The 21,793-nt window shown below is 51.5% G+C and carries 17 protein-coding genes and 1 rRNA gene; 1 reads left to right on the top strand and 17 read right to left on the bottom strand.

Annotated features, from left to right (window positions below):
- Window positions 1-136: 136 nt before the first annotated feature.
- The 12 genes from BM123_RS02195 to BM123_RS02250 all read right to left on the bottom strand — a co-directional run bounded on the left by BM123_RS02195 (window position 137) and on the right by BM123_RS02250 (window position 16,595).
- On the bottom strand, window positions 137-544 hold the full coding sequence (locus tag BM123_RS02195) for a cytochrome C oxidase subunit IV family protein (protein WP_090165156.1): 408 nt from the start codon (window positions 542-544) through the stop codon (window positions 137-139).
- Between the two features lie 120 nt (window positions 545-664).
- Entirely contained in the window at window positions 665-1,612 is a 948-nt protein-coding gene (locus BM123_RS02200; protein WP_090165157.1) for a cytochrome c oxidase subunit 3, read from the bottom strand.
- Window positions 1,613-1,685: 73 nt separating this feature from the next.
- A complete protein-coding gene (locus BM123_RS02205; RefSeq protein WP_090165158.1) occupies window positions 1,686-2,276 on the bottom strand; it encodes a cytochrome c oxidase subunit 3 in 591 nt (196 codons plus the stop codon).
- Between the two features lie 10 nt (window positions 2,277-2,286).
- The gene (cyoE, locus tag BM123_RS02210; RefSeq protein WP_245748389.1) at window positions 2,287-3,312 is read right to left on the bottom strand and encodes a heme o synthase; all 1,026 of its coding nucleotides are present in this window, start codon (window positions 3,310-3,312) and stop codon (window positions 2,287-2,289) included.
- Window positions 3,313-3,341: 29 nt separating this feature from the next.
- Window positions 3,342-5,195: a cytochrome c oxidase subunit I gene (locus BM123_RS02215; RefSeq protein ID WP_090165160.1), complete on the bottom strand. Its 1,854-nt coding sequence runs from the start codon at window positions 5,193-5,195 to the stop codon at window positions 3,342-3,344.
- Window positions 5,196-5,228: 33 nt separating this feature from the next.
- Window positions 5,229-6,749, bottom strand: a complete 1,521-nt coding sequence (locus BM123_RS02220) for an OmpA family protein (protein WP_090165161.1) — start codon at window positions 6,747-6,749, stop codon at window positions 5,229-5,231.
- A gap of 132 nt (window positions 6,750-6,881) precedes the next feature.
- Window positions 6,882-8,300, bottom strand: coding sequence for a hypothetical protein (locus BM123_RS02225; protein WP_090165162.1), 1,419 nt, complete (start codon window positions 8,298-8,300; stop codon window positions 6,882-6,884).
- Window positions 8,301-8,360: 60 nt separating this feature from the next.
- Complete coding sequence (locus BM123_RS02230; RefSeq protein ID WP_090165163.1) at window positions 8,361-9,293, bottom strand: c-type cytochrome; 933 nt, start codon at window positions 9,291-9,293, stop codon at window positions 8,361-8,363.
- A gap of 165 nt (window positions 9,294-9,458) precedes the next feature.
- Window positions 9,459-10,043, bottom strand: a complete 585-nt coding sequence (locus tag BM123_RS02235) for a DUF3341 domain-containing protein (RefSeq protein ID WP_245748390.1) — start codon at window positions 10,041-10,043, stop codon at window positions 9,459-9,461.
- Window positions 10,044-10,064: 21 nt separating this feature from the next.
- Window positions 10,065-11,534: an NrfD/PsrC family molybdoenzyme membrane anchor subunit gene (gene nrfD / locus BM123_RS02240; RefSeq protein ID WP_090165164.1), complete on the bottom strand. Its 1,470-nt coding sequence runs from the start codon at window positions 11,532-11,534 to the stop codon at window positions 10,065-10,067.
- A 176-nt stretch (window positions 11,535-11,710) separates the two neighbouring features.
- A complete protein-coding gene (locus tag BM123_RS02245; RefSeq protein WP_090165165.1) occupies window positions 11,711-15,001 on the bottom strand; it encodes a TAT-variant-translocated molybdopterin oxidoreductase in 3,291 nt (1,096 codons plus the stop codon).
- 115 nt (window positions 15,002-15,116) lie between these two features.
- Window positions 15,117-16,595, bottom strand: coding sequence for a c-type cytochrome (locus BM123_RS02250; RefSeq protein ID WP_245748392.1), 1,479 nt, complete (start codon window positions 16,593-16,595; stop codon window positions 15,117-15,119).
- Window positions 16,596-16,905: 310 nt separating this feature from the next.
- On the opposite strand from BM123_RS02250, the gene BM123_RS02255 reads away from it, so the two are divergent.
- A complete protein-coding gene (locus tag BM123_RS02255) occupies window positions 16,906-17,391 on the top strand; it encodes a hypothetical protein (protein WP_090165166.1) in 486 nt (161 codons plus the stop codon).
- 143 nt (window positions 17,392-17,534) lie between these two features.
- Here BM123_RS02255 and BM123_RS02260 read toward each other — a convergent pair whose 3' ends face one another.
- The 5 genes from BM123_RS02260 to rrf form a co-directional block, all read right to left on the bottom strand.
- A complete protein-coding gene (locus BM123_RS02260) occupies window positions 17,535-18,077 on the bottom strand; it encodes a hypothetical protein (protein ID WP_090165167.1) in 543 nt (180 codons plus the stop codon).
- Between the two features lies 1 nt (window position 18,078).
- Window positions 18,079-18,411, bottom strand: a complete 333-nt coding sequence (locus BM123_RS02265; protein ID WP_090165168.1) for a cupin domain-containing protein — start codon at window positions 18,409-18,411, stop codon at window positions 18,079-18,081.
- A complete protein-coding gene (locus BM123_RS02270; protein ID WP_090165169.1) occupies window positions 18,411-19,187 on the bottom strand; it encodes an SDR family oxidoreductase in 777 nt (258 codons plus the stop codon). The genes BM123_RS02265 and BM123_RS02270 overlap by 1 nt, the downstream gene beginning before the upstream one ends.
- Window positions 19,188-19,670: 483 nt before the next feature.
- A complete protein-coding gene (locus tag BM123_RS02275; RefSeq protein ID WP_090165170.1) occupies window positions 19,671-21,203 on the bottom strand; it encodes a S8 family peptidase in 1,533 nt (510 codons plus the stop codon).
- A gap of 371 nt (window positions 21,204-21,574) precedes the next feature.
- Window positions 21,575-21,687, bottom strand: a 5S ribosomal RNA gene (rrf, locus tag BM123_RS02280).
- Between the last annotated feature and the right edge of the window lie 106 nt (window positions 21,688-21,793).

Here is a 21,793-nt window from a genome sequence, read left to right on the forward strand (position 1 = left end):
GAGGGGTTGGGGAGGGGGTTTTAGCGGCGGAGTAATTTCTCCTCAGATTACACACCCCACCCCTAAAAGCAATCAGCATCCAGTTCCCGCAGGCCCTGAATGCTGATCATTCTCTTGTTAGTGGTAAGCTGGAGATTTAGCCTACCACAAAATCTTCATCCGTGATAACCGCACCAACTCCGGGAGTTGCCTCTAACTGGTTACGATCTTCGATCTCTGCCCGGTTATCTTTCCAATAGCTGCCTTCTGAAAAGAAAGCGATGAGCGCCCATACCAGAAGGAACATCGGCAGTAATACACTCATAGCAAGCCCTTTTACCTCATAGCCCATGTGCATGAACTCATAGATGATAAAGTAAGCCTTGTAAACAGACAGGATGATGATAAGTAAAGAAGCCAGAACGAATACCCATTGGATATCCTCTGCCCACTCCGCTGCTTTCATCAGGGAAAGAAATACTTCCGCCAGAGTTACTGCAGCCAGCAGACCAAGGCCTTTCCAGACGGCTTTTTTTGAATCTTCGTAGCTAAGATGACCAGCCATGATTTTTTATTTAGGATTCGGATGCAATCCGAATATTATTAGTTGGGGTTAATAGAAAACGCTTAGCGTTTTAATAGCCCCTCTCCTGCAGTATACTGCGGGAAGGGGTTGGGGAGGGGGTCAGATCAGGTAGAAAACCAGGAATACGAATACCCATACCAAATCTACAAAGTGCCAGTAGAGGCCAATCTTCTCAACCATCTCATATCCGTTCTTACGGCTGGCGTACACGCCACTACCCGCATTGATCAGGATGATGAGTAGGAAGATGACACCGGTAAATACGTGGAAACCGTGGAAACCCGTAATACCGAAAAAGAGCGCACCGAAGGCCGTAGGACCAAAAGCCTGCGTTTTGGTTTCACCAGCGTCGGTGATGTACTTACGGTGGATAAACTGATCATCATCAACTGTATACCCAGCATAATCGCCCGGAGTAGTAGAAAATTCAAAGTGATCTTCTCCTTCGTGTCCTTCACCATGAGAAGCACCGGCCTTATGTAGAAGGTAGGTCTCGCCTTCTTCTACCAACTCGTCCGTCCGTTCGCCCGTTTCCGGATCAAGGTAAACGCCATTCTCTGTGTAGGTGCCGAAAGGATTGGTAGTCACCGTCATGTGCTCTACGTTGATCAGGTTGTTCCATTCCCAGGCCTGACAGCCAAGGAAGCCAGCACCACCTAATACCGTGAGCAACATCCAGAAGACAACGCCCCGCTTGTTCTCCCGAGCTCCTTCCTGTACGGCACGTACCATAGTTCCTGAACTGATGATCAGTAGGAAGGACATGAAGGTCACAAAAATCAACGGCATATCGTGAATACCGATAGGAGCAGTAGAAAATACCGTATCCGGTACCGGCCAGCTCGGGCTGCTGAAACGTAGCGTACCGTAGGCAATCAGAAAGCCCGCAAAGGTGAAGGCATCAGACAGCAGAAAGTACCACATCATCAGCTTTCCGTAGCCAGCACCAAAGGGCTTTTCCTTTCCGCCTTCCCAACCGGCTTCGTAGCCGTGAGCGTGGTCGTGGTCGTGGTCTTCCGCGACAAGTGTGTCCGTGTGTTCGGCCATGTTTGAATAGTTTGTAACTAGGTGGTAATTGGTTTCCCTCCACCGAAGCAGAGGAAAAGTTCTTTAATTTTTTTTAGCGCTGCAGACTCAGGAACAAAATAAGGTAGATCCAGAGCGCACCGATGAAGTGCCAGTAGGTCACCGTTAACTCGAGCCGTAACTGCCTGGCGGGCGTACGACGTAGCTTCCGAATGAATGCCATCACTAAGGCAACGGCTAAAGCGGCAATCCCTCCAATGACGTGAAGAGCGTGCAGGCCACTGATGGCATAAACGAAATCTCCTGAAGGATTAATCGTCAGTGGAACACCCTCCGCTGCTAACTGCTGCCAGCCGGCATACTGCATTACTACAAACGCAATCCCTAAACCGAAGGAAGCAGAAATCAACGTTTTGTACGCTCCTTCGGCCTCCCGTTTGAAGGCTCCCAAAGCGGCGTGCAAAGTTAGACTACTTGCCACTATGACCAAAGTGTTCCAGTAGAAAATAGTAGGAATGGAAAACTCCAACCAGTTTCCTGCGGAACGGCGTACGATATAAGCACTGGTAAGGGCGGTGAACATCATCGCCAGGCTAACCAGAGCGACCCAAAGGGCCATTTTCTTTGGATGGACTTTATTGCGCCGGGTGGCGACTTCCATTTCCGTTTTGATCGTTGTTTCCATTACTCTTTGTTTATAGTAGCTGTCGGCCAACCCAGTAGATCGTAAAAGCCAACGGCAGGTAAGCAAATGAGAAAAACATCATCCCAAGGGCAGTCTTTCGGGCTGGCGCAGAGCGAAAAGCCCAGGCAAACCATAGAAAAACAAGTCCCAGTATTACAACTAGTGCTGCAGCCCACCAGCTGGTAGCCCCAAGAAAATAGGGTACGACTGATAGTGGAAGTAAAACGAGAGTCGAGATTACGGCATCCCGGCCAAGTATGCCAGCAGCAACTTTTTCATTACGCTCTGGCACCAGCTTAAAGCCTGCTTTGCGGTAGTCCGCAAACCCAAGGTAACCAATGGCGTAAAAGTGAGGTAGCTGCCAAAAAAACTGAACCGCAAAGAGGGTAATACCCAGCAAAGTTATTTGACCTTCTGCCGCAGCACAACCGATAAGTGCCGGTAAGGCACCAGGAATAGCACCAACCAGAACCGCAACCGGACCAACCCGCTTCAAAGGGGTATACACAAAGGCATAGCTGATCAGGGAAACCATGCCCAGAAAAGCTGTCCAGGGATTGAACAGCGCCAGAAGCGTAATGCCGCCAATACTGGAGAAGCCAGCGAGCAGCAGTGCGTCACTCGTATTCAGCCGGCCTTCGGCCAGCGGGCGATTGGCCGTTCTGGCCATCTGACGGTCGTAATCTTTTTCAAGAACTTCATTAAGAATGTTGGCCGCAGCCGTGGTCAGAAACCCACCCATTGTCAACACCATCACGGCCCACCAGCTAACGCCGACAGCACCAAGCGCAACCAGATAGGCCAACACGGAAGACAATACTACCGTGGCAGAAAGTCGAAACTTTACCAGAGCGCTAAAGTCCGACAACCGCTGGCTGAAGAGAGAAGCTGAAGCCCGACTTGTGGATGACTCGTTCAAAGTAATCTTGAAATGATGGTTAAATAAAGCTGCCCGTAATTCGCGGATGACCGGACGAACTACGGGCAGCGACTTTTCGGTCAGGAATATATAAGACGATAGTTTTTGGTGAAACACCTCCTCCCGTCTACAATACTACCTCTCCCCTAGTGCGCCGGAGATTCATCCTCCGACACCGGCTCGACCTGGCTGATGAACTCACGTCCGTCCTTACCATAGTCATAAGCCCAACGCTGAACCGTAGGCAGTTTTCCTGGCCAGTTACCGTGTCCGGTTTCAATTGGTGTAGTCCACTCCAGGGTGTTCGCATTATATGGATTTGGAGTTGTCAGCTTACGTCCTTTCCAAATACTGTAGAAGAAGTTGAGGACGAAGAGCAGCTGGAAGCCGAAGGTGATAATAGCCGCGATGGTGATGAACTTATTCAGTTCAGCAAAGTGGCTGAAGGCATCAAAGGCATCAAAACTGTAGTAACGACGGGGAACACCAGCCATACCGATGTAGTGCATAGGCCAGAAGACACAGTAGGCACCGATAAGGGTACCCCAGAAGTGGAATTTACCCAGCGTCTCATTCATGAAGCGGCCATACATCTTCGGGAACCAGTGATAAACACCAGCATACATACCGAAGAAGGCAGCAACACCCATTACGATGTGGAAGTGAGCAACCACGAAGTAAGTGTCGTGCAGCTGAATATCGAGTGTGGAGTTACCCAACCAGATACCGGTCAGACCACCAGAGATGAACATCGATACAAAGCCAATGCCAAAAAGGCTGGCGGGATTAAATCGAATATTACCGCCGTATAGCGTGGCAATCCAGTTAAACACCTTCACCGCCGATGGAACGGCAATAATGAGGGTGAAGACTACAAAGAAGTTAGAGATGAATGGGTTTACACCAGACATGAACATGTGGTGAGCCCAAACGATGAAGGAGAGGAAACCAATCGCCAGGATCGAGAATACCATCGCCTTGTAACCGAAAATAGGCTTCCGGGCGTGTACAGAAAGAACTTCCGAAACAATACCCATCGCAGGCAGAATAATAATGTATACTTCCGGGTGCCCAAGGAACCAGAAAAGGTGCTGGTAAAGAATGGGGCTACCACCTACGTGGTCCAACGCCTGACCTCCAATGAAGATCTCACTAAGGTAGAAGCTTGTGCCAATACCACGGTCCAGCATCATCAGGAAGAAAGCAGAAACCAGTACGGGGAAGGAAAGCAGACCAAGAATGGCCGTTACAAAGAAGGCCCAGATCGGCAGTGGCAGACGCCACATGCTCATACCTTTCGTCCGTAGGTTAAGTACCGTGGTGATGTAGTTAATACCGCCAAGAAGAACGGAAACAACAAACATAACCAGGGAGATCGTCCAAAGGGTCATACCAGCTCCGGAACCGTCCATCGCCTGCGGAAGTGCTGACAACGGAGGATAAGCCACCCAGCCACCTGCGAAAGGCCCGGTACTTAGGAACAATGATGAAAACATGATCATTCCTGAGATGAAGAAGAACCAGTAGCTCAACATGTTCAGCAATGGAGATGCCATGTCTCGCGCGCCAATCATCAGTGGAATAAGTAAGTTCGAAAAGGTTCCCGACAAGCCAGCCGTCAATACAAAGAATACCAAAATGGTACCGTGCATTGTCACCAGAGCATAGTAGAAATCCTGCGTAAGAGAACCGACACCGTCGGAGCTCACCGCAATCCACTTGCCCAAAACAGGCTTAAGCCAGGCAATGCTTTCCTCGGGGAAACCCAGTTGCATACGGAAAACAAGAGACATCAGACCACCAATAATAGCCCAGATCATCCCCGTAATCAGGAATTGCTTGGCAATCATTTTGTGATCCATGGAAAAAATGTAGTGCGAAATGAAATTCGACTGGTATTTGTCCCCGTGGTGGTGCTCGTGGAAATGATCGTCATAACCCAGTTCCTGGATTAGTCCTTCATCCCGTGTCGCTGGTGCCGTGAGTGTCGCAGTGGCCATATTAGTCAGCTTTAAGATTCTTCTTGTGATAGTTTACTTGGAAAGGCGCTCAATAACGGGTAATGCATCCCGCGTAATGTATAATTCCGTCCGGCGGTTCGCCTGACGTCCTTCTTCTGTTTCGTTGGTGTCAATCGGTACAGTAGAGCTGAAACCAGCACTGATGAGACGGTCAGCAGCAATGCCTCCCTTCACCAGGTAGTTGTAAACAGATTCTGCACGACGCTGGGAAAGACTCAGATTAGAATCAAAGTTGCCCGTATTGTCGGTGTGTCCCTTCAGGAAAGAGTTTACGTCCGCATTCTTCTTCAGGAAAGCAATAGCATCATCCAACTGGTAGCGGCTCAGCTCCGTAAGATTAGCACTTCCCGTCTCAAAGGTTACGTACTTCAGAATAAGTGTGTTGTCAGCGTCATCCTCCGTTTGCAAGGCAGTGTTAGCCTCCGTGTTAAATTCAGCACGACGGGCAGCAATTTCTGCGGGGAACAGCATTCCCGTGTTGGGGTCATCCTTGGTGAAACGAATGTTTTCCATGTAGAAAGACTTCTGCTCAGCAGCCCATTCTTCATATTCGTCTTCTTCAACGATGGTGACTTTACGGGCCATAGACCAGTGTCCAACCCCACAAAGCTCAGCACAAGCCAGTTCATAGTTTGCCGTTTCCCAACGCATCTTTTCCGGATCGTTTTCATCAGGCACCTGATATTCAGGGTACTTGGACAATTCTTTGCGCCACTCCTTAGTAGTCTTGGTAGGGGTAAACACAAAGTAAGTCGGAAGGCCCGGTACCGCATCCATCTTCACCCGGAATTGAGGAAGGTAAAAATCGTGCAGTACGTCTTTTGCCGTAATCCGAACCCGTACCTTCTGGTTCACGGGCAAAACAATATCGTTGACCAGAACATCATCGGCGTTCTTAAGGTCTGTCCAGTCCTGACCGAGCTGGTTAGAACCTTCGATCAGGCGAAAATCCTTACGGCCCAACAGGCCATCAGGACCCGGGTAGCGCATCTGCCAGGCAAACTGGTAACCAGTAGCTTCAATCTCAAGTACATTATCGTCAACACCAACGTCTCCCATAATGTCGTTCCATGCATCAAGCCCGCTAATTACCAGGAAGGTCATTACAATGGCGGGAATACCGGTCCAGACAATCTCCAAAGTGTTATTGTGAGAAATGAACTCAGCTTTACGACCTTTTTGGTGGCGGTACTTAAAAGCATACCAGAACAGCAGGATATGCGTAAGGATGAATACACTGTAAGTCACCCACAAAGTAATGCTCATCATGGAGTCAATCCGGCCACCGTGGGCGGAAGCCGACTCATTCGGGCCGTAGCCCAGCATCATGTTCTTGTAGTAGAACGCTGAAGCGGTAGCCAAAACAAGGAAAACCACCATGAAAGCAACCAGATAAATCCCGGTCATCTGCGTATTTCTGGCTTCCACCTCTTCGGCGCCACGCAATTGCTTGGCAAGATCCCGCACACGACCAATCTGCAAAATGATCAGCAGTAGGAGGGCAATACAGATTATAACGATTAATGTACTCATCAGCTTAAAGTTAGCTTCTTTTTTTCTAACCAGAAATTGTTGTATTTCCGGCTTGATTGCAAATTTAACGGGAGCAGACTGTTATGGTTAACTACTCCCTTACTGTTTAGACTCAGTCTAAACAAGGGATCACTAGGTGTGGTGATGAAGGCTCTCCTCGAAGTAAGGATCTTTCTTCGGCTCCAGCGGAGCACGACTAAGAACACTCAGGACAAAGAATAGGAAACCACCCAGGAAGCCAAGGAAAATCCCAATTTCCAGTAAGCCTGGAATTGTGAATCCGGACTTGAAAGGAAGGTCGGCATGTCCATGATCTGCAGCGTCTCCATGGTCACCGTCATGGCTGGCCATGGCGTGATCGTCAGCAGCGTGACCGTGGTCATCACCGTGTCCGGCAGCAGCATGATCATCATGTCCGGCAGCAGCGTGATCATCCCCTGCATGAGCGTCCATGGTAGCATGTTCTTCGCCATGATCAGCATCGTGGTGAGCAACCATCTCAATCATTGCTTCGCGCGCACCGGGCTTAATCATGTTGAAGAAGTCAAACCAGTGGCCAAAGAACACGATAGCAGAAGCAAAGAAGAGTGTACCCATCTTACGCTTTGTATCGTTCCGCATCAGGATGAAGAAGGGAGCGATGAAGTTCAACAACAGGTTCCCCCAGAAGAGGACCGGATATTGATCCATCCGTAGTTTAAAGTAGATCGTTTCTTCCCCAACGTTAGCATACCAGATCAACATGAACTGACTAAACCAAACGTAGGTCCAGAAAATGGAAATCGCGAAGAGGTACTTACCCAAATCGTGGAAGTGTTCCTGATTAATACCGGGATAGTAGCCACGGCTCTTGAGGTAGATCAGCAGCATAATCGTCAGTGCCGTCATCGCCACGAACAAGGAAGCTGAAGCATACCAGGCAAACATCGTTGAGTACCAGTGAGCGTCAATGGACATAATCCACTGCCAGATCAGGAAAGGGCTCGTGAAACCAATGGCGGCCAGCATGGGGGCTGCCCACTTCTTAATCCGCTTATGGTGACTGTAATCCGTTGTACCGTTGGTGTCCTCATCAATACTGATCTTACGGATCGTACTGATCAACCAGTAGTAAACCGCCAGAATAATGATCGTCGCACCAGTATACCAAACGGGGTTCAGGAATGCAGACTTATGCGTCAGAATAGGGTCCGCCAGCACAGCTGCCTCATCATTCCAGTGGTAGAGGTGGTGGCTATGCATCCACAAGCCTACAATTAGTACACCAAAGAGAAAGATACCGGGCAGAATAAACATACCAAAGCTCTCCCACACCCGCTTAAACTGTACGAACCAACCGGCGTAAGCCGTGGTAAAGGCCGCGTAAGCAAAGCAGGCAATGATGGCAATCCCCGTAAAGAAGGATGCGTTGTGTAGCAGGTTCGTCCAAAACCGCATATGATGTGCCTCTCCCCCATCTACAAAATAGCTGAAGATGAGTAGTAGTAGACCGAACAGGGCCGTTCCACCGGTAATGAGTTTTGCACGGGATGAGAATACAAAGTTCTCCATCTGGTATAGTATTTCGGGGCCTTGGCCCGTAAGTTTTGTAGTGTGGGTGGTATCTCTGCCTTACTTCTTGCGCATGTGGCCTTCATCGCTGCCGTGGTCCTCGCCGTGATCTCCCTCATGGGCAGCACCGAGTTGGTGGGCAGCATCCATATGCTCTTCATCTCCGGAATGGCTTCCGGCCATGGCTTCAAAATCAGCCAGTGGAGTGCCAAAGGAAGGATTCAGCGTGTTGCTCTCCTGGCTGTACTCCAGCTTAGAATCCTTAGCCTGCAGGCTGCGGATATAGTGGATCACCTGCCAACGCTCCTCGTAGCTGATCTTGTCTTTATAAGCTCCCATCGCATTATAACCGTACATGATGGCGTGGTAGTAACGACCGTTAGAAGCAGCCTTAAACTCATCCGTCAGGAAGTTAGCCGGTGCAAGCGGGTACTTAGCATTCGGATTCTGCTCATCATCATAGATGTAACCAAGTCCGTTACCCTGAGCACCATGACAAATGCCACAGAAGATGTTGTAGAGTTTAGCTCCCCGAACCATTCCTTCTTCCGTAATCGGGAAAGGATTGTCGATCAGCTCAGCCATTGAGGCCAGGCGGCCTTCAGCAGAATCTTCAAAGTAGTAAGGAACACTTCCGCTGGTAGGAACGCTGATGGCGTTGTGCGCATCTTTATCCACCATCAGACCGCGCATCTGCTCCATGTCGTCCATTGACTTGGGAGCCTTCATGCCCGGCAGGAATGCTGAAGCATAACCACGGGGTACCGTACCGTTGGCAGGCACCCGCGGGTAAGCCAGCTTTGACAGGGCGATGGTAGACTCATCGTCCCAGGTATTGTAGTAGTAGTAATTGTAGGTATTCGCCTCCATGGCCAGTGAGTGGGCCATATCGGGCATATACTCGCTACCGGTAAAGTTGCCGTCAGGTTTAGAGCAGGCCGTAAGGACGACTGCAAAAGCAAGTGACAAAACCAGTATCCGCAAATCTTTCATGCTATATACTTCGATGGAGCCGTGAATGACTCCGTTAATTTTAATGGTTTTCCGGGCGCAGAACGCAGGTGCAACGTCAGTTGAAAAGCAAGGAAGGCTCCGGGCTCATCCGCCCTGCTCTCCTACCCTTTCACTGCACCTGCGTGCGCGCCAAAAACGGCTCCTTTAAACGGGAACCACTTTGGTGTGTACGCTCTCTACACCGGTGCGCGAAAAGAAGCCTTTCAGGCCGTCGATCTCGTCGCTACTCAAATCAGTAGCATCGAAAGCGATGCAGAACTTGTCGTCCGTAATCCGGTCGTGCAGGCGCCGGGGCTCCGCACCCGGGCCAAGACCACAGATGATGTAGAACACCGTTACCATACCTACCGCTGCGAACAGTACCGTAAGCTCGAAAGTGATCGGGATGAAGGCCGGAACGGACCAGTACGGCTTTCCACCGAAAATGATTGGCCAGTCGCGGGTAAACACCCACGTCATGAAACCAAAACCGAACAAACAACCGATGCTGCCGAAAATGAAGCCCGCCTGGTGCAGGCGACTCTCCTCCAGCCCCAGTAGTGGGTCCAGCCCGTGAACGGGGAAAGGCGTGTATACTTCGTCAATGTCGAGATGATCAGCGTTAGCCGCTTTCACCGCATCGAGTAGTTTTTCTTCGTCGTCGTACAGCCCGAAGAGAATATTGCGTCCGGTGTCGGATGCCGTAGCTGTTCCGACCGGAACTCCGCTATGTGCCATTGCGTCTGCCATGATATATTTCTTTGAACTGATTTAGTGAGTTGGAGTGTTGTCTTCGCCGTCAATGTCAACCGTGCCACCGGCACCAATGTCATTAACCGCTGCGGGTACGTGAGTACCGTGGCCATGGTGTGCACCGTCTCCGATGTACTGGTCACCTGCCGTTTTGAGAATACTCTTCACTTCCGCAATTGCCACTACCGGGGCAACCCGCGTGAAGATGAGGAAGAGCGTGAAGAACAGGCCAATCGTGCCGATGAAGATGCAGATCTCTACCCAGGTTGGCACGTAGTAACTCCAGCTGGAAGGGAGGTAATCACGGGCCAGGGTCGTTGCGATAATTACAAAGCGCTCGAACCACATACCAATGTTGATAAAGATCGACATAAAGAAGGTCCAGAAGAGGCTTGTCCGCAGTTTCTTCCACCAGAAGATCTGGGGAGAGAGTACGTTACAGAGCATCATGCCGATGTAGCTCCAGTAGTATGGGCCAAGAACCCGGTTAAGGAAGGCAAATTGCTCGTAGATGTAACCAGAGTACCAGGCGATGAAAAGCTCAGTCAGGTAAGCGACACCTACGATTGATCCCGTTAGCAGGATTACCTTGTTCATCGATTCGATGTGCTCGATGGTGATGTAATCTTCCAGGTGCAGCACCTTACGGGCAATGAGCATCAGCGTCAGTACCATGGCGAAACCAGAGAAGATAGCTCCCGCTACAAAGTAGGGAGGGAAGATCGTCGTGTGCCAGCCGGGAATAACCGACGTTGCAAAGTCAAAGGATACAATCGTGTGTACGGAAAGTACCAGTGGCGTAGCCAGACCCGCCAGGATCAGAGAGAGACTCTCCCAACGCTGCCAGTGCTTTGCACTACCGTTCCAGCCGAAGGAAACAATGCTGTAGATTTTCTTGCGGAAACCCTTCGCGCGGTCCCGGACCGTAGCCAGGTCAGGCACCAAACCAGCATACCAGAAAAGCAGGGATACGGTGAAGTAAGTAGAGATCGCGAATACGTCCCAAAGCAGTGGTGAGTTGAAGTTCACCCACAGCGGCCCCCGCGTGTTGGGGTAAGGGAAGATGAAGATGGCCAGCCAGAGACGTCCCATGTGAATGAGCGGGAACTGACCGGCACAGACTACGGCGAAGATCGTCATGGCCTCTGCAGCACGGTTCACGCCCGTCCGCCATTTCTGGCGGAACAGCAAGAGAATGGCCGAGATAAGGGTACCGGCGTGACCAATACCTACCCACCAAACAAAGTTGGTAATATCCCAACCCCAGTTAATGGTACGGTTAAGGTTCCAGGAACCGATCCCGACCCATACCGTCCAGGCAACGCTGAAGGCGAACAGGCCAAGGCCAATCACGGAAATAATAAAAGTGATGACCCATGACAGCGAAGGGGCTGTCTCCGTTGGGCGGCAAATGTCTTCCGTTATCTGGTGGTAGGTTTTACTACCCGTGATTAACGGTCGGCGAACGGGGGCTACATGTCCACTCATAATTAAATTAATTCTTGATTCTCGATTCTCGACATTTGATTCTTGATTTGGCATTCAATCCTCAACTATCAGTATCAATTCTCATTTTATGGTTTCCGCCGGGGCGGTAATCTTTGTGTTATCATCTCTGGCGGCCAATCAGGAATCGAGATTCGAGATTCGCCAATCGAGAATCTTTATGCTTCCAGCTCTTCCAGTGAGTTGTGCACCCGGGCCTGGTAGAATACCGCACTCTGGGTGTTGACTTCCTCCAGCGCCAGGTAGTTCAGCGGGTTGCCAAGCTTACCGGCAATATCACCGTGCTTGTTGTTCCGGTCACCAAAGGTGATGGCTCCGGTCGGACAAGCCGTCTGGCAAGCCGTACGAACATCAGAGTCACGCAGCTGGCGCTTCTCGATCTTGGCGGTCAGCTTACCAGCCTGCAGGCGTTGCGTACAGAAGCTACACTTCTCGATTACACCACGGCTACGAACGGTAACGTCAGGGTTGAGGACCATCCGCGTCAGGTTGTCAGCGCCGAATGGCAGTTCCTCATCCTGTACTTCCGGTTCGTTGGAGCTGAAGAGATCACCCGTCGTAAAGTCAAGCCAGTTAAAGCGACGAACCTTGTAAGGACAGTTGTTCGCGCAGTAACGGGTACCGATACAACGGTTATAGATCATTTGGTTGAGTCCCTCATTACTGTGCTGGCTGGCGTTTACCGGACAAACATTCTCACAGGGAGCATTATCACAGTGCTGGCACATCATCGGCTGGTAAACAGCCTTCGGGTTCTCTACGTCGCCGTAGTAGTACCGGTCAATACGGAGCCACTTCATTTCGTGGTGGCGCCATACTTCGTACTTACCCACGATAGGAACGTTGTTTTCCGCCACACAGGCTACCTCACAGGCAGCACAACCAATACAGGCCTGCAGGTCGACGTGCATCGCCCACCAGTGTCCCTGGCTGTAGATGTTCTCGGCGTACTCTTCGTAGGGGTACAGCGTCTGATCGTTGAGGTGCTTGGCGTGCTCACGCTGGTGAGCAATGTGCTCCTTCAATTCACCCAGCTCGCCGAAGCCACCCTGGTAAATGATGGAACGGTCGGTCAAACCGCCCTGCATACCTTCACCAAGCTCCATCACCGTCTTTTCGTCGACGTTGTAAGGCTCGATGTAGGCTTTTTGCTCTTCCGTTGGGGCTTCGTAAGTGATTTCACCCGTCCGGTTATTGTAGTAGGCCATTTTGCCTTCCTCGTTCTTCGTCGTCAGGCCCATCGTGTGGTGGTACTGAACGCTGGCGAACTCTTCTTCTACGTCTACTTTACCGGATACGGTTGCTCCGTCGGCGTAGTACTGTACGTAACCAAGGCTATCTACCGGCAGCCAGGGGTAAACGTTGATACCAACGTTATGCCCGATCGCCCGACCGGAAACACCCGTCACCGTGCGGCCATAGCCCAAGGCTAAACCAAAGGTCTCTTCCTTCTGGCCAAACTGGCGAACAGCCGTAATGGCCTGAGTTGTTTCGCCAATGGTCAGGTTAACCATATCAGCCTTACCCTTGTACTCCTCATTGTTGAGGTCGTTATAAGCCGTGTAGCTATTACCTCCTTCCCACTTGACGGGAATACTGAGGTAGTTGCCCCAAACGGTACGCAGTACGGGATCGGGAACTTCCTGCAACCAGGGGTTACCGGCATAAACACCGTTACCGATGTTGATCGTTTCGTAGAAATTAACTTCCTGTCCGGCACCCGGCTTGGAAACCTGCCCGGTAGATCCACCCGCAGGCGCAGGCGTTTCGCCTTCGACAGCAGCGGCAGCAGTCACCGGAATGGTGAGTACACCTGCCTGAAGCGCATTGTCGAAGAAAGCCTGGAACGTAACGAAGTCAGACTGTGCAGCGAAGGCTGTTGCCTGCCAAACCGATTTGACGTACTCAAAGTAAGGCTGCTCCGCATCCGCCTGGTAAGCAGAAGACTTGCCCCATACCAACAGGCTCTCCCCCTGTTCGCGAGTTCCGGCGCGGCCGACACTGGCGAAGATGGGAGTGATAGCTGGCTGAATCAGGGATAGCTCCCCCTGTACCGCTTCCACATCACCCCAGCTTTCGAGGTAGTGGTGTGTCGGTGTTACGTACTGACAGAGAAGAGCCGTTTCGTTAGGGACACCGCTCATGCTGATGCTCAGCTTCGCCTTAGCGATGCTTTCGGTGAACTTAGCCGCCCATGGATTATCAAAGGCCGGGTTCGCACCGTCGAGTACGATCAGGGCATCAACGCTTCCCTTTTCCAGGTCAGCGGCGAGCTGGCCAAGAGCCTGGTCGCTACCCTTACGCTGCATACTCCAGCGATCAGTCGTGATGGTGGTGCCGTAAGCACCTAATTTCTGGTTGATGGCGTTGATGAGCAGTTGCTCCGCCAGGTTGTTGCTGCCACTAACGACGAGTCCGTGAGAACCCGCTTTCTTTAGTTCGGCGGCAACGGCTTTGATCTTAGCGCCTGCCTCTCCGCTCAGGGAGCCACTTCCACCGCCTACAATGGCAGCGTGCAGGGCAGCAATGGCCTGCCCTTGCTCAGATGGCTTAACGAGGATGCGGTTATCCGCATTGGAGCCCGTCATGCTCATGCTGCTCTCCACCTGAATGTGGCGAGACATTTTACCGTTGTCTACTTTACGGCCCATGGCGTACTGCCGGGCAAACTGTACGGGAGAGATCCAGGTACCCAGGAAGTCGGCACCGATGGATACGATAACGTCCGCCTTATCAAAATGATAGCTTGGTACGGCGCGCATGCCGAAAGTCCGCTCGTTGGCGTCCAGCAGGGCAGCGCTGGAAACGGGATCGTACTGAACCAGTTCGGTATTCGAGTAGCGAGACTTAAATTCACCAATTGCCGCAAGAAGGGAAGGGCTCATGATGGTATGCGATACGATGCGCACCCGGGCACCGCTGCTCATTTTACCACTGATTTCAGCATCAATGGCGTCCCAGCCAGCTTTCTCTCCGGCTTTAACTTTTCCTCCATCGATGCGGTAAGGACCGTCGAAGCGGCTGGTGTCATAAACACCCAGTACGGATGCCTGAGCACGCGCACTCGTACCACCTTTAGTGATGGGGCTCATGCTGTTACCTTCGATCTTGATGGGGCGTCCTTCGCGGGTCTTCACCAGCACGGGAACGTAGTCGCCGCCCTGAACGAAGGTAGAAGCGTAGTAAGAAGCAACACCGGGAACGATAGTATCCGGCTTAGAAACGTATGGAATAGCCTTACGTACCGGGATATCACAGGAAGCGATGGTTGCGGCGGTCATACCGAAACCGAGGTACTTCAGAAAATCGCGGCGGCTGCTTTCCAACCGGGAATCTTCCGCGGCGTCCATTACCGGAGACCCGATTTCATTATCAGTAGCTTTCACGTAATCGGCGCTCCCTTCGAGCTGATCCGTTCCTACCCAGATGTTGGTGACTTGCTTTTTCATGCAATCTATATTTGAACGTGGCCTGAGCCTGTGTTCGTTAGCTACCCGAAGGCAGCGTGATTTTGTTTTTGATCCCGGCTCTGAGGCCGTTCCTTTTCCTACTGCTTACTAATGATTAGTAGTGACAACGCTGACAGTTCAGACCACCGATGTCTTCAACGGTAACCGATTTCCGTTCTCCGTCTTTCATCTCTTCGTGGTACTTCTCGTAGGCTTTGTAGTATTCGTTGTCGAACTGTACATCCGTCTCGCGGTGACAGTTAACACACCAGCCCATGCTGAGCGGGCTGTACTGATAGACGAGCTCCATCTCCTCTACGGGGCCGTGACAGTTCTGACACTTCAGGTTACCGACGGTAACGTGCTGGGCGTGGTTGAAGTAGGCGTGGTCCGGCAGGTTGTGGATACGAACCCATTCTACGGGGCCGGCAACTTTATCATCACCGGTCATATCATTAGTGAGGGCTGCAACAACGCCATCCCACTGATCTTCAATGACGTTTTCCATCTCGTCCAGATCACCTTCGTCAGCAATGTACTCCTGAGCGATCCACTTCTTGTAGATCTCCTTGGCCTCCTCGTTGCTGTAGTTCTCGTAGTCTTTGATGTAAGCATCCTCAATCGGATCGTAACCGATAGCTGCATAGATCTTAGTGATCTCCGCCGTACCGTACTGGCTACCTTTCTTGATGGCCCGGTGACAGTTCATACAGGTATTAACCGCAGGAATAACGGAATGCTTCGAACGACGGGCACCGTCGTGACAGTACTGACATTCGATCTGGTTCAACCCAGCGTGCGTAACGTGGCTGAACTTGATGGGCTGCTCCGGCTGGTAGTCCTGCTGCCGCCCCAGTTCAATGGCGTGGTTTACCGTAGTGTAACCACCCAAAACAACCAGTGCAAAAAGTACAAAAGCGATCATGCCCTTGCTCGTCAGGATTTCCATCAGCGTACGACGGGCAGGGCTGCCTCCTTCTTTGGTGGCTACCATATACTGCATATTGCTCGTAATCCGGGCAAGGATCAGGGAAAGCAGCAGCAGCGCACCACCAAGAATGACGAAAAGCCAGGTGTTGTCTTGTTTTTCAGCAACAGCAGTAATTTGAGTTCCGCCATCACCACCACCACCGGGGATGTTACCAGTGTACTGACCATCAATGAAAGCCAGCAGGTGCTCAATGTCGCTTCCCGTAAGGCCCGTGTAATTAGACATAATAGTAGGGCTCCACTCGGCCCAAACGGCCTGAGCGCGGGCGGACTCACCGGAGGCGATCAAAGCCTGTGACTGCTGAATCCAGCGATACAGATGTTCACGGGGTTCCGCAGACCAACGCTCCTCAACACCGCCAAGAGCGGGGCCGGTAGCCTTGTCTTTCATGTTCTTATTGTGGCAGGAACCACAAACGTTAGCATTCCAGAGCGCTTTACCTTTTTTATAATCCCCTTCTCCCGGAGCAACAGCACCTGCCTCAACGGGTGCTTCAGCGGGGGTTTCGGGAGCGGGATCATCCTGCGCAAAGGCAGAAGGACCTCCAATAAGGAGTAAGCAGAAGAAAAGAAGAGCCGGTAGTATTCTGGGCTGGTATGTCATTATGAATTGACATTTAGTAAGTTGCGAGCATAGAGGCAAAAATCGCCCCTCGCTTAGTCGCGCAAAGATACTTTCATGACATTTCTTTAACAAACTTGTTGGCAAAGCACTGCATTATTTAGATAAAATCTACACAAGGGGTTGTGTGCGGGCGCATCCGCAGGTGCAGAGAAAGTTGTCAGCAATGAACCATCCCGGCTTCCTACCCTCCCCTGCACCTGCGTACGCGCCTGCTTTTCTATTTTGACGCGACTAACTAACTTAAGCTGGTACTGACTACCTTTGCGGCGCAATTTTAACCCTTTCGCCAATGTCCTCTTCCTTGAATCAACTTGTCTCCGAAAGCCGCATCTGGATCTATGGTGCGGAGCGCGCGCTAACTTCTGAAGAGACCACCTATATAAAGACTAAACTTCAGGAGTTCGTCAGCAATTGGGTAAGCCACCGGCGGGAACTCAAAGCTGCGGCAGATATCCTGCACAATCGTTTTATCGTTATTGCCGTTGATGAGACCCAAGCCGAGGCCAGCGGCTGCTCCATTGATGGTTCCGTTCACTTCCTGCAAGGCCTTGGTGCTGAAATGGGTATCGACTTTTTCAACCGGATGCGTTTTAGCTATCGCGATGCCCAGGGAGACATTCACACCGTTAGCCGGGAGGAGTTCAAAGAGCTCTACCGCAGCGGTAAGCTGGAAAACGATTCCATCGTATTTGACCCGCTCGTAAAGGAGCTCGGTGAGCTCCGTCAGATATTCGAACGCCCGCTGGAGGATAGCTGGCATTCACGGATGGTTTGACAGGGTGCGGGGTGCAGGTTACAGGTTACAGGTTACAAGGTGCAAGATTCCAACCTGCAACCCGCAACTTAAAACCTGCAACTTCCAACTTGCAACCCGTAACTTGAAACCTGTAACCTGCAACTTGCAACTTCCAACCTCCCCTAAAACCGGCAACTCTCCCCCGCCGCCAGGCCATCTACGCTAATCACGCGGTCCAGCCGGAGCCAGTCTCCGTTACGAAACTGGACGTATTCTTCCGTTTTGTCCGTTTTTGTGTCCAGTAAGCGGGTTTCTATCCGTAACGGAGACTCCCCCCCCCCCCGGTATTTGATTTTCACGGGCCGCCGCTGCACGATGGCCGCTTCAAAATTATCGTAAAAGTTACAGTCTATTGGCTGGTAATTCGTGCGGGGCAGAGCGGACAGTGCATGGAGATACTCTTCCATTCTCTTCTCCGGCTCAAAGGTTTGCCAACTACGCGCGGACTCTGAAAAGGGCGGAAAAGGCAGTTCTCCGAAGTACAGCCACGGACGGCCGTGCATTCTGGCCAGTTGAGCCTTCTCTATATCCTCCTCCGTCAGATCACCCTCCTGGTTAAAAAGGGCAAAAGCATCTACCTCAAACATTGGCTCTCCACCCCAGCGCCGCCAATCAAGGGCGGGCGGGAAGGTCGATGGTTTTCTGCCGAGGTAAAAGATCTTCATCTTAGCTCAGTTTATAATCTTCTCTTGCCGGCGCGAAGACGTCGATGATCCGACAATCCGTAAGGGCCGTACCACTGTGAGCAACGTTTCCCGGAATAACGGCCACCTCCCCGGCCACCAGAATGCGTTCCTCTCCGCCAACGGTAAAGGCAAAGCGTCCCTCCAGAACCGTAGAAATTTGTTCGTGCGGATGCGCGTGTTCCGGCAATACCGTTCCCTTCGCGATTTGGAAATCAGCAATAGTTAGGGCTTCAGTGTGAATCAGTTGCCCGGTAATCCCCGGGTATACTTCCTGTAGCGGGAGATCCGCTTCTTTATTGATAAAATACTTCATTATCCGGTGATGTGTCTGACGAGCCCTCCGTCTACGGTGATGGTCTGACCAGTGATGTATCCACTTTTAGGGGAAAGCAGGAATACAGCCTGGGCGGCAAAATCCGACGGAGCACCGAGTCGCTTTACCGAAGTCTCCTGGGCAAATTGCTTTTCCACCTCCGCCAGCGGCACCTCCTGAATATCAGCAGACTTCTCCAGGACGGTAGTAATCCGGGGGGTAGCGTGGTAGCCCGGTGCGAGAATATTAGCGGTGAGCCCGCTCTCCCCTACTTCCCGGCTAAGGGTTTTCACGAAGCCCGCAACCGCAGCCCGCATGGCGTTACTCAATACCAGGTTGTCAATCGGCTGTTTGATGGATACACTTTCCAGGTAAAGTAGTCTGCCATTTTCCTTACCCTTCAGCAACGGTAGAAGGGCAGTTGTTAATTGAACTTTCCACCGAAGGGTGCTTTCCCAGGCGCGGTCCCAATCTTTCATCTCCAGCTCCTCTACCCTACCCGTTGGCGGGCCACCGGCGTTGAGCACCATCCCGTCAATATTCTGGTCGATGAGGTAAAAGCCCAGATTTTTAACGGCCGTAGCGTCCGTCAGGTCTGCAGCGTATGGGACGAAGCGGTCCGGATGCTCCCCGGCCATCTCCTCCAGTTTTTCCTGTCCACGGGCGATACCGATCACCTTTGCTCCTTCGGCAAGGAGTGTTTCCGCTATGGCCCGGCCGAGGCCACTGGTTGCTCCGCCTACGGCGAAGGTTTTATTCTTAAGTCCTAAATCCATGGGGACAAGGTAGGGGCTTTCGGCGTACTTTTGAAATAGCTGCTACGCAGCGGAATTTGCGCGCAGAGACTGCAGAGAACAGAAGGGCTAGGAGAGTATTCGGTAACCGACTATTGTACTTGCGAAAGGTCTTTACCGAAGGGCTCCCCTCTCCGTTGAGCCGTAGGCGAGACTTACCGGAGAGCGGTCGGGGGCAGGGCTAACGCATACTCGAAGCCGGACCCTCAAAGGAACATTTTATCCTCCGCTACGGAAAATGCACACTTCGAGGTCCTAAATTGGCAGTCTAGGACCTCGAAGTGTGCTCAGCCATGGAGCCGGAGGCGAAATTGCTGAGTTCCTTTGAGCGTCCGGTGAGTATGCGTTAGCTCTGGGGGTCGGGAGAGAGGTTTCTGGGGCCGCTACGCAGCTGAAAGGTTAACCACAGATTCACTTCGTGGTAGAGTACCGTTTTTCTTAGATTCTGACGCTTTAGCAGCAACACTACTTCAACGCTGCTTCCAGCGCCGCCGCTGGCTGAACGATGCGCCCCGTCAAACGGGTTTCTTTACCATCGATACCCGTTGACTTCAGAATTTTGTAAGCCTGATCTGCCGTTAACTCCGGATTGACGGATTTCATCACGCCCAAAAGACCAGCTACGAACGGACAAGCCATACTCGTTCCGCTGAAAGACTTATAATTATTATTGGGAGTTGTGCTGTAAATCCCTACTCCTGGCGCAGCGATACCCCGGGCCACATTATTTACCTTATTAGAGAAAGGTGCGCGGAGTAAGAACTGGTCAAGAGCCGCCACGGTGATCATACCTTTAGCATTTGCCGGGGCGTAATCTTTAGAGTCACGGTTGCTGTTGCCAGCGGCCGCAATAACAATAGCGTTGTGATCATGAGCGTACTTAACGGCCTGACTGTAAGCTTTTTGCCGGCTGGCATTGCTGGGTCCCCCCAGTGAAAGGGAAATAACGTCGGCGCCTTCGTCTACGGCCTCGATGATGCCCGCAATGATGCTCTTCTGGGTTCCCATTCCGCCAGAACCCAGCACTTTGATGCTGGTTACCTGTACAAAGGGCTGCTTGCCCGTTCCGGCAAGGCTACCAATACCGATGCCATTATTCGTCACGCCCGCAGCGATGCCGGCACAGTGAGTACCATGCCCCATGGGGTCGTTATCGTACTTCTTGTTAACGGAAAAGTAGTTCGCCCGGATATCTTCATGGTTTCCATCCACTCCCGTATCCAGAATAGCAATTTTTGCTTGCTTCTTTGGACTTTGCCTGGCGAGCAGGCTGTAGTAAGCCTCCATATTGAGTACTTCCATGGCCCACTGCTGCTCCGTTTCCGGATCATTGATGCTCAGAGAGGGATTGCGTTTCTGGCTACCAATTTCTTCGCTAATGAGGGGCTCTACGTTGATCACCTCATTGGGCTCGAAGTAAGCAACGGAGGCCATACCGGAGAGCATCTTTTCTGCGGAGGCTATGTTGGTTACATCCAGCACGTAATAGTTATCCAGGTAGGTGGAGGCCTCGTCTGCTGGCGTAAAGGCTGTGCTTACCTTCCAGCCACGCTGAAAAGCATCGGCCCGAAAGCTCTGACCCTCAGCTCCTTCCTTTACTTCTACCAGGAATTCTTCCTGTTCGAAGAGATTTGTAACGGGAGCAATCTCCCCTGCTTCGGTAGCTATTGCATCTACTCCGGCAGCTTCATTCCCCATCATCTGGGTATCAAACTTCAAGAAATGAGCTGCGGCAAAGAGACCTAACATAATCACGATAGCCAACCAAATAGGCATACGCTTATTGACGGCGAGGCTTTGCACAAAGCCGACCATACCGATAAGGATAAAGTCACGAACAATGCTGGGTACGGCATCATTCATCGTAGAGGCGGAGGCGTAGTCGTTCCAGAAAAGGAGGCCGAGGCCAGCGTAAGTGGCGATCATCCACATTCCGGCGTCTTTCATATTGCGGCGCCAGAACCAGATGGAAAGCAAAATAGCAGCGATAAACAGCATGGTCGATGTATTTAGTCAATAAGGTAAGCGTTCCGTGAAGAAATCAGGCCGTACAATCGATGGATTAACGGTTTCTTTCGACAAGGTGACTACCTATTTAACGCGATCAGTGGCTGAATAGATGCTTTTGGGTGGAATTTTGACGGTTGTTGGGGCGCGGCCGCGGGTGCGGGGGAGGTTTTAAGAGCAAGGTTTGGAGGGGAATATTCACATTTATTTGCGCCATTACTGATCCCTTCTAAAGCGGGGATTAGAATGATAGAATGTCAAAATTATAGGATGTGGCAGTAGGACTCGGCGTGTAACTCCCCGCACGGATGTCTCTAAATGGAGAAAGCCCCATTCTGCAGGTGCAGAACGAGGCTTTCATAAATTGGCGGTGACCTACTCTCCCGGGATCAAGTCCAAGTACCATCGGCGCTGGGCAGCTTAACTTCTCTGTTCGGAATGGTAAGAGGTGATCCTGCCCGCAATAACCACCAAAGTCTTTGTAATCATAACCGCACTTTCATTCAAGCAGGTCATGATTCAGTTTCTTTAGTGAAACGATCAACAAGTGGGAAAAGAGATAAACGATAACTAACTCCTCA

The organism is Neolewinella agarilytica, from assembly GCF_900110645.1.
Taxonomy (GTDB): domain Bacteria; phylum Bacteroidota; class Bacteroidia; order Chitinophagales; family Saprospiraceae; genus Neolewinella; species Neolewinella agarilytica.

What these genes read in the sequence shown, in the direction of transcription:
- BM123_RS02195 (WP_090165156.1), bottom strand. Translation starts at nt 544, where the DNA reads ATGGCTGGTCATCTTAGCTACGAAGATTCAAAAAAAGCCGTCTGGAAA.
- BM123_RS02200 (WP_090165157.1), bottom strand. Translation starts at nt 1,612, where the DNA reads ATGGCCGAACACACGGACACACTTGTCGCGGAAGACCACGACCACGAC.
- BM123_RS02205 (WP_090165158.1), bottom strand. Translation starts at nt 2,276, where the DNA reads ATGGAAACAACGATCAAAACGGAAATGGAAGTCGCCACCCGGCGCAAT.
- BM123_RS02215 (WP_090165160.1), bottom strand. Translation starts at nt 5,195, where the DNA reads ATGGCCACTGCGACACTCACGGCACCAGCGACACGGGATGAAGGACTA.
- BM123_RS02220 (WP_090165161.1), bottom strand. Translation starts at nt 6,749, where the DNA reads ATGAGTACATTAATCGTTATAATCTGTATTGCCCTCCTACTGCTGATC.
- BM123_RS02225 (WP_090165162.1), bottom strand. Translation starts at nt 8,300, where the DNA reads ATGGAGAACTTTGTATTCTCATCCCGTGCAAAACTCATTACCGGTGGA.
- BM123_RS02230 (WP_090165163.1), bottom strand. Translation starts at nt 9,293, where the DNA reads ATGAAAGATTTGCGGATACTGGTTTTGTCACTTGCTTTTGCAGTCGTC.
- BM123_RS02235 (WP_245748390.1), bottom strand. Translation starts at nt 10,043, where the DNA reads ATGGCAGACGCAATGGCACATAGCGGAGTTCCGGTCGGAACAGCTACG.
- nrfD (WP_090165164.1), bottom strand. Translation starts at nt 11,534, where the DNA reads ATGAGTGGACATGTAGCCCCCGTTCGCCGACCGTTAATCACGGGTAGT.
- BM123_RS02245 (WP_090165165.1), bottom strand. Translation starts at nt 15,001, where the DNA reads ATGAAAAAGCAAGTCACCAACATCTGGGTAGGAACGGATCAGCTCGAA.
- BM123_RS02250 (WP_245748392.1), bottom strand. Translation starts at nt 16,595, where the DNA reads ATGACATACCAGCCCAGAATACTACCGGCTCTTCTTTTCTTCTGCTTA.
- BM123_RS02255 (WP_090165166.1), top strand. Translation starts at nt 16,906, where the DNA reads ATGTCCTCTTCCTTGAATCAACTTGTCTCCGAAAGCCGCATCTGGATC.
- BM123_RS02260 (WP_090165167.1), bottom strand. Translation starts at nt 18,077, where the DNA reads ATGAAGATCTTTTACCTCGGCAGAAAACCATCGACCTTCCCGCCCGCC.
- BM123_RS02265 (WP_090165168.1), bottom strand. Translation starts at nt 18,411, where the DNA reads ATGAAGTATTTTATCAATAAAGAAGCGGATCTCCCGCTACAGGAAGTA.
- BM123_RS02270 (WP_090165169.1), bottom strand. Translation starts at nt 19,187, where the DNA reads ATGGATTTAGGACTTAAGAATAAAACCTTCGCCGTAGGCGGAGCAACC.
- BM123_RS02275 (WP_090165170.1), bottom strand. Translation starts at nt 21,203, where the DNA reads ATGCTGTTTATCGCTGCTATTTTGCTTTCCATCTGGTTCTGGCGCCGC.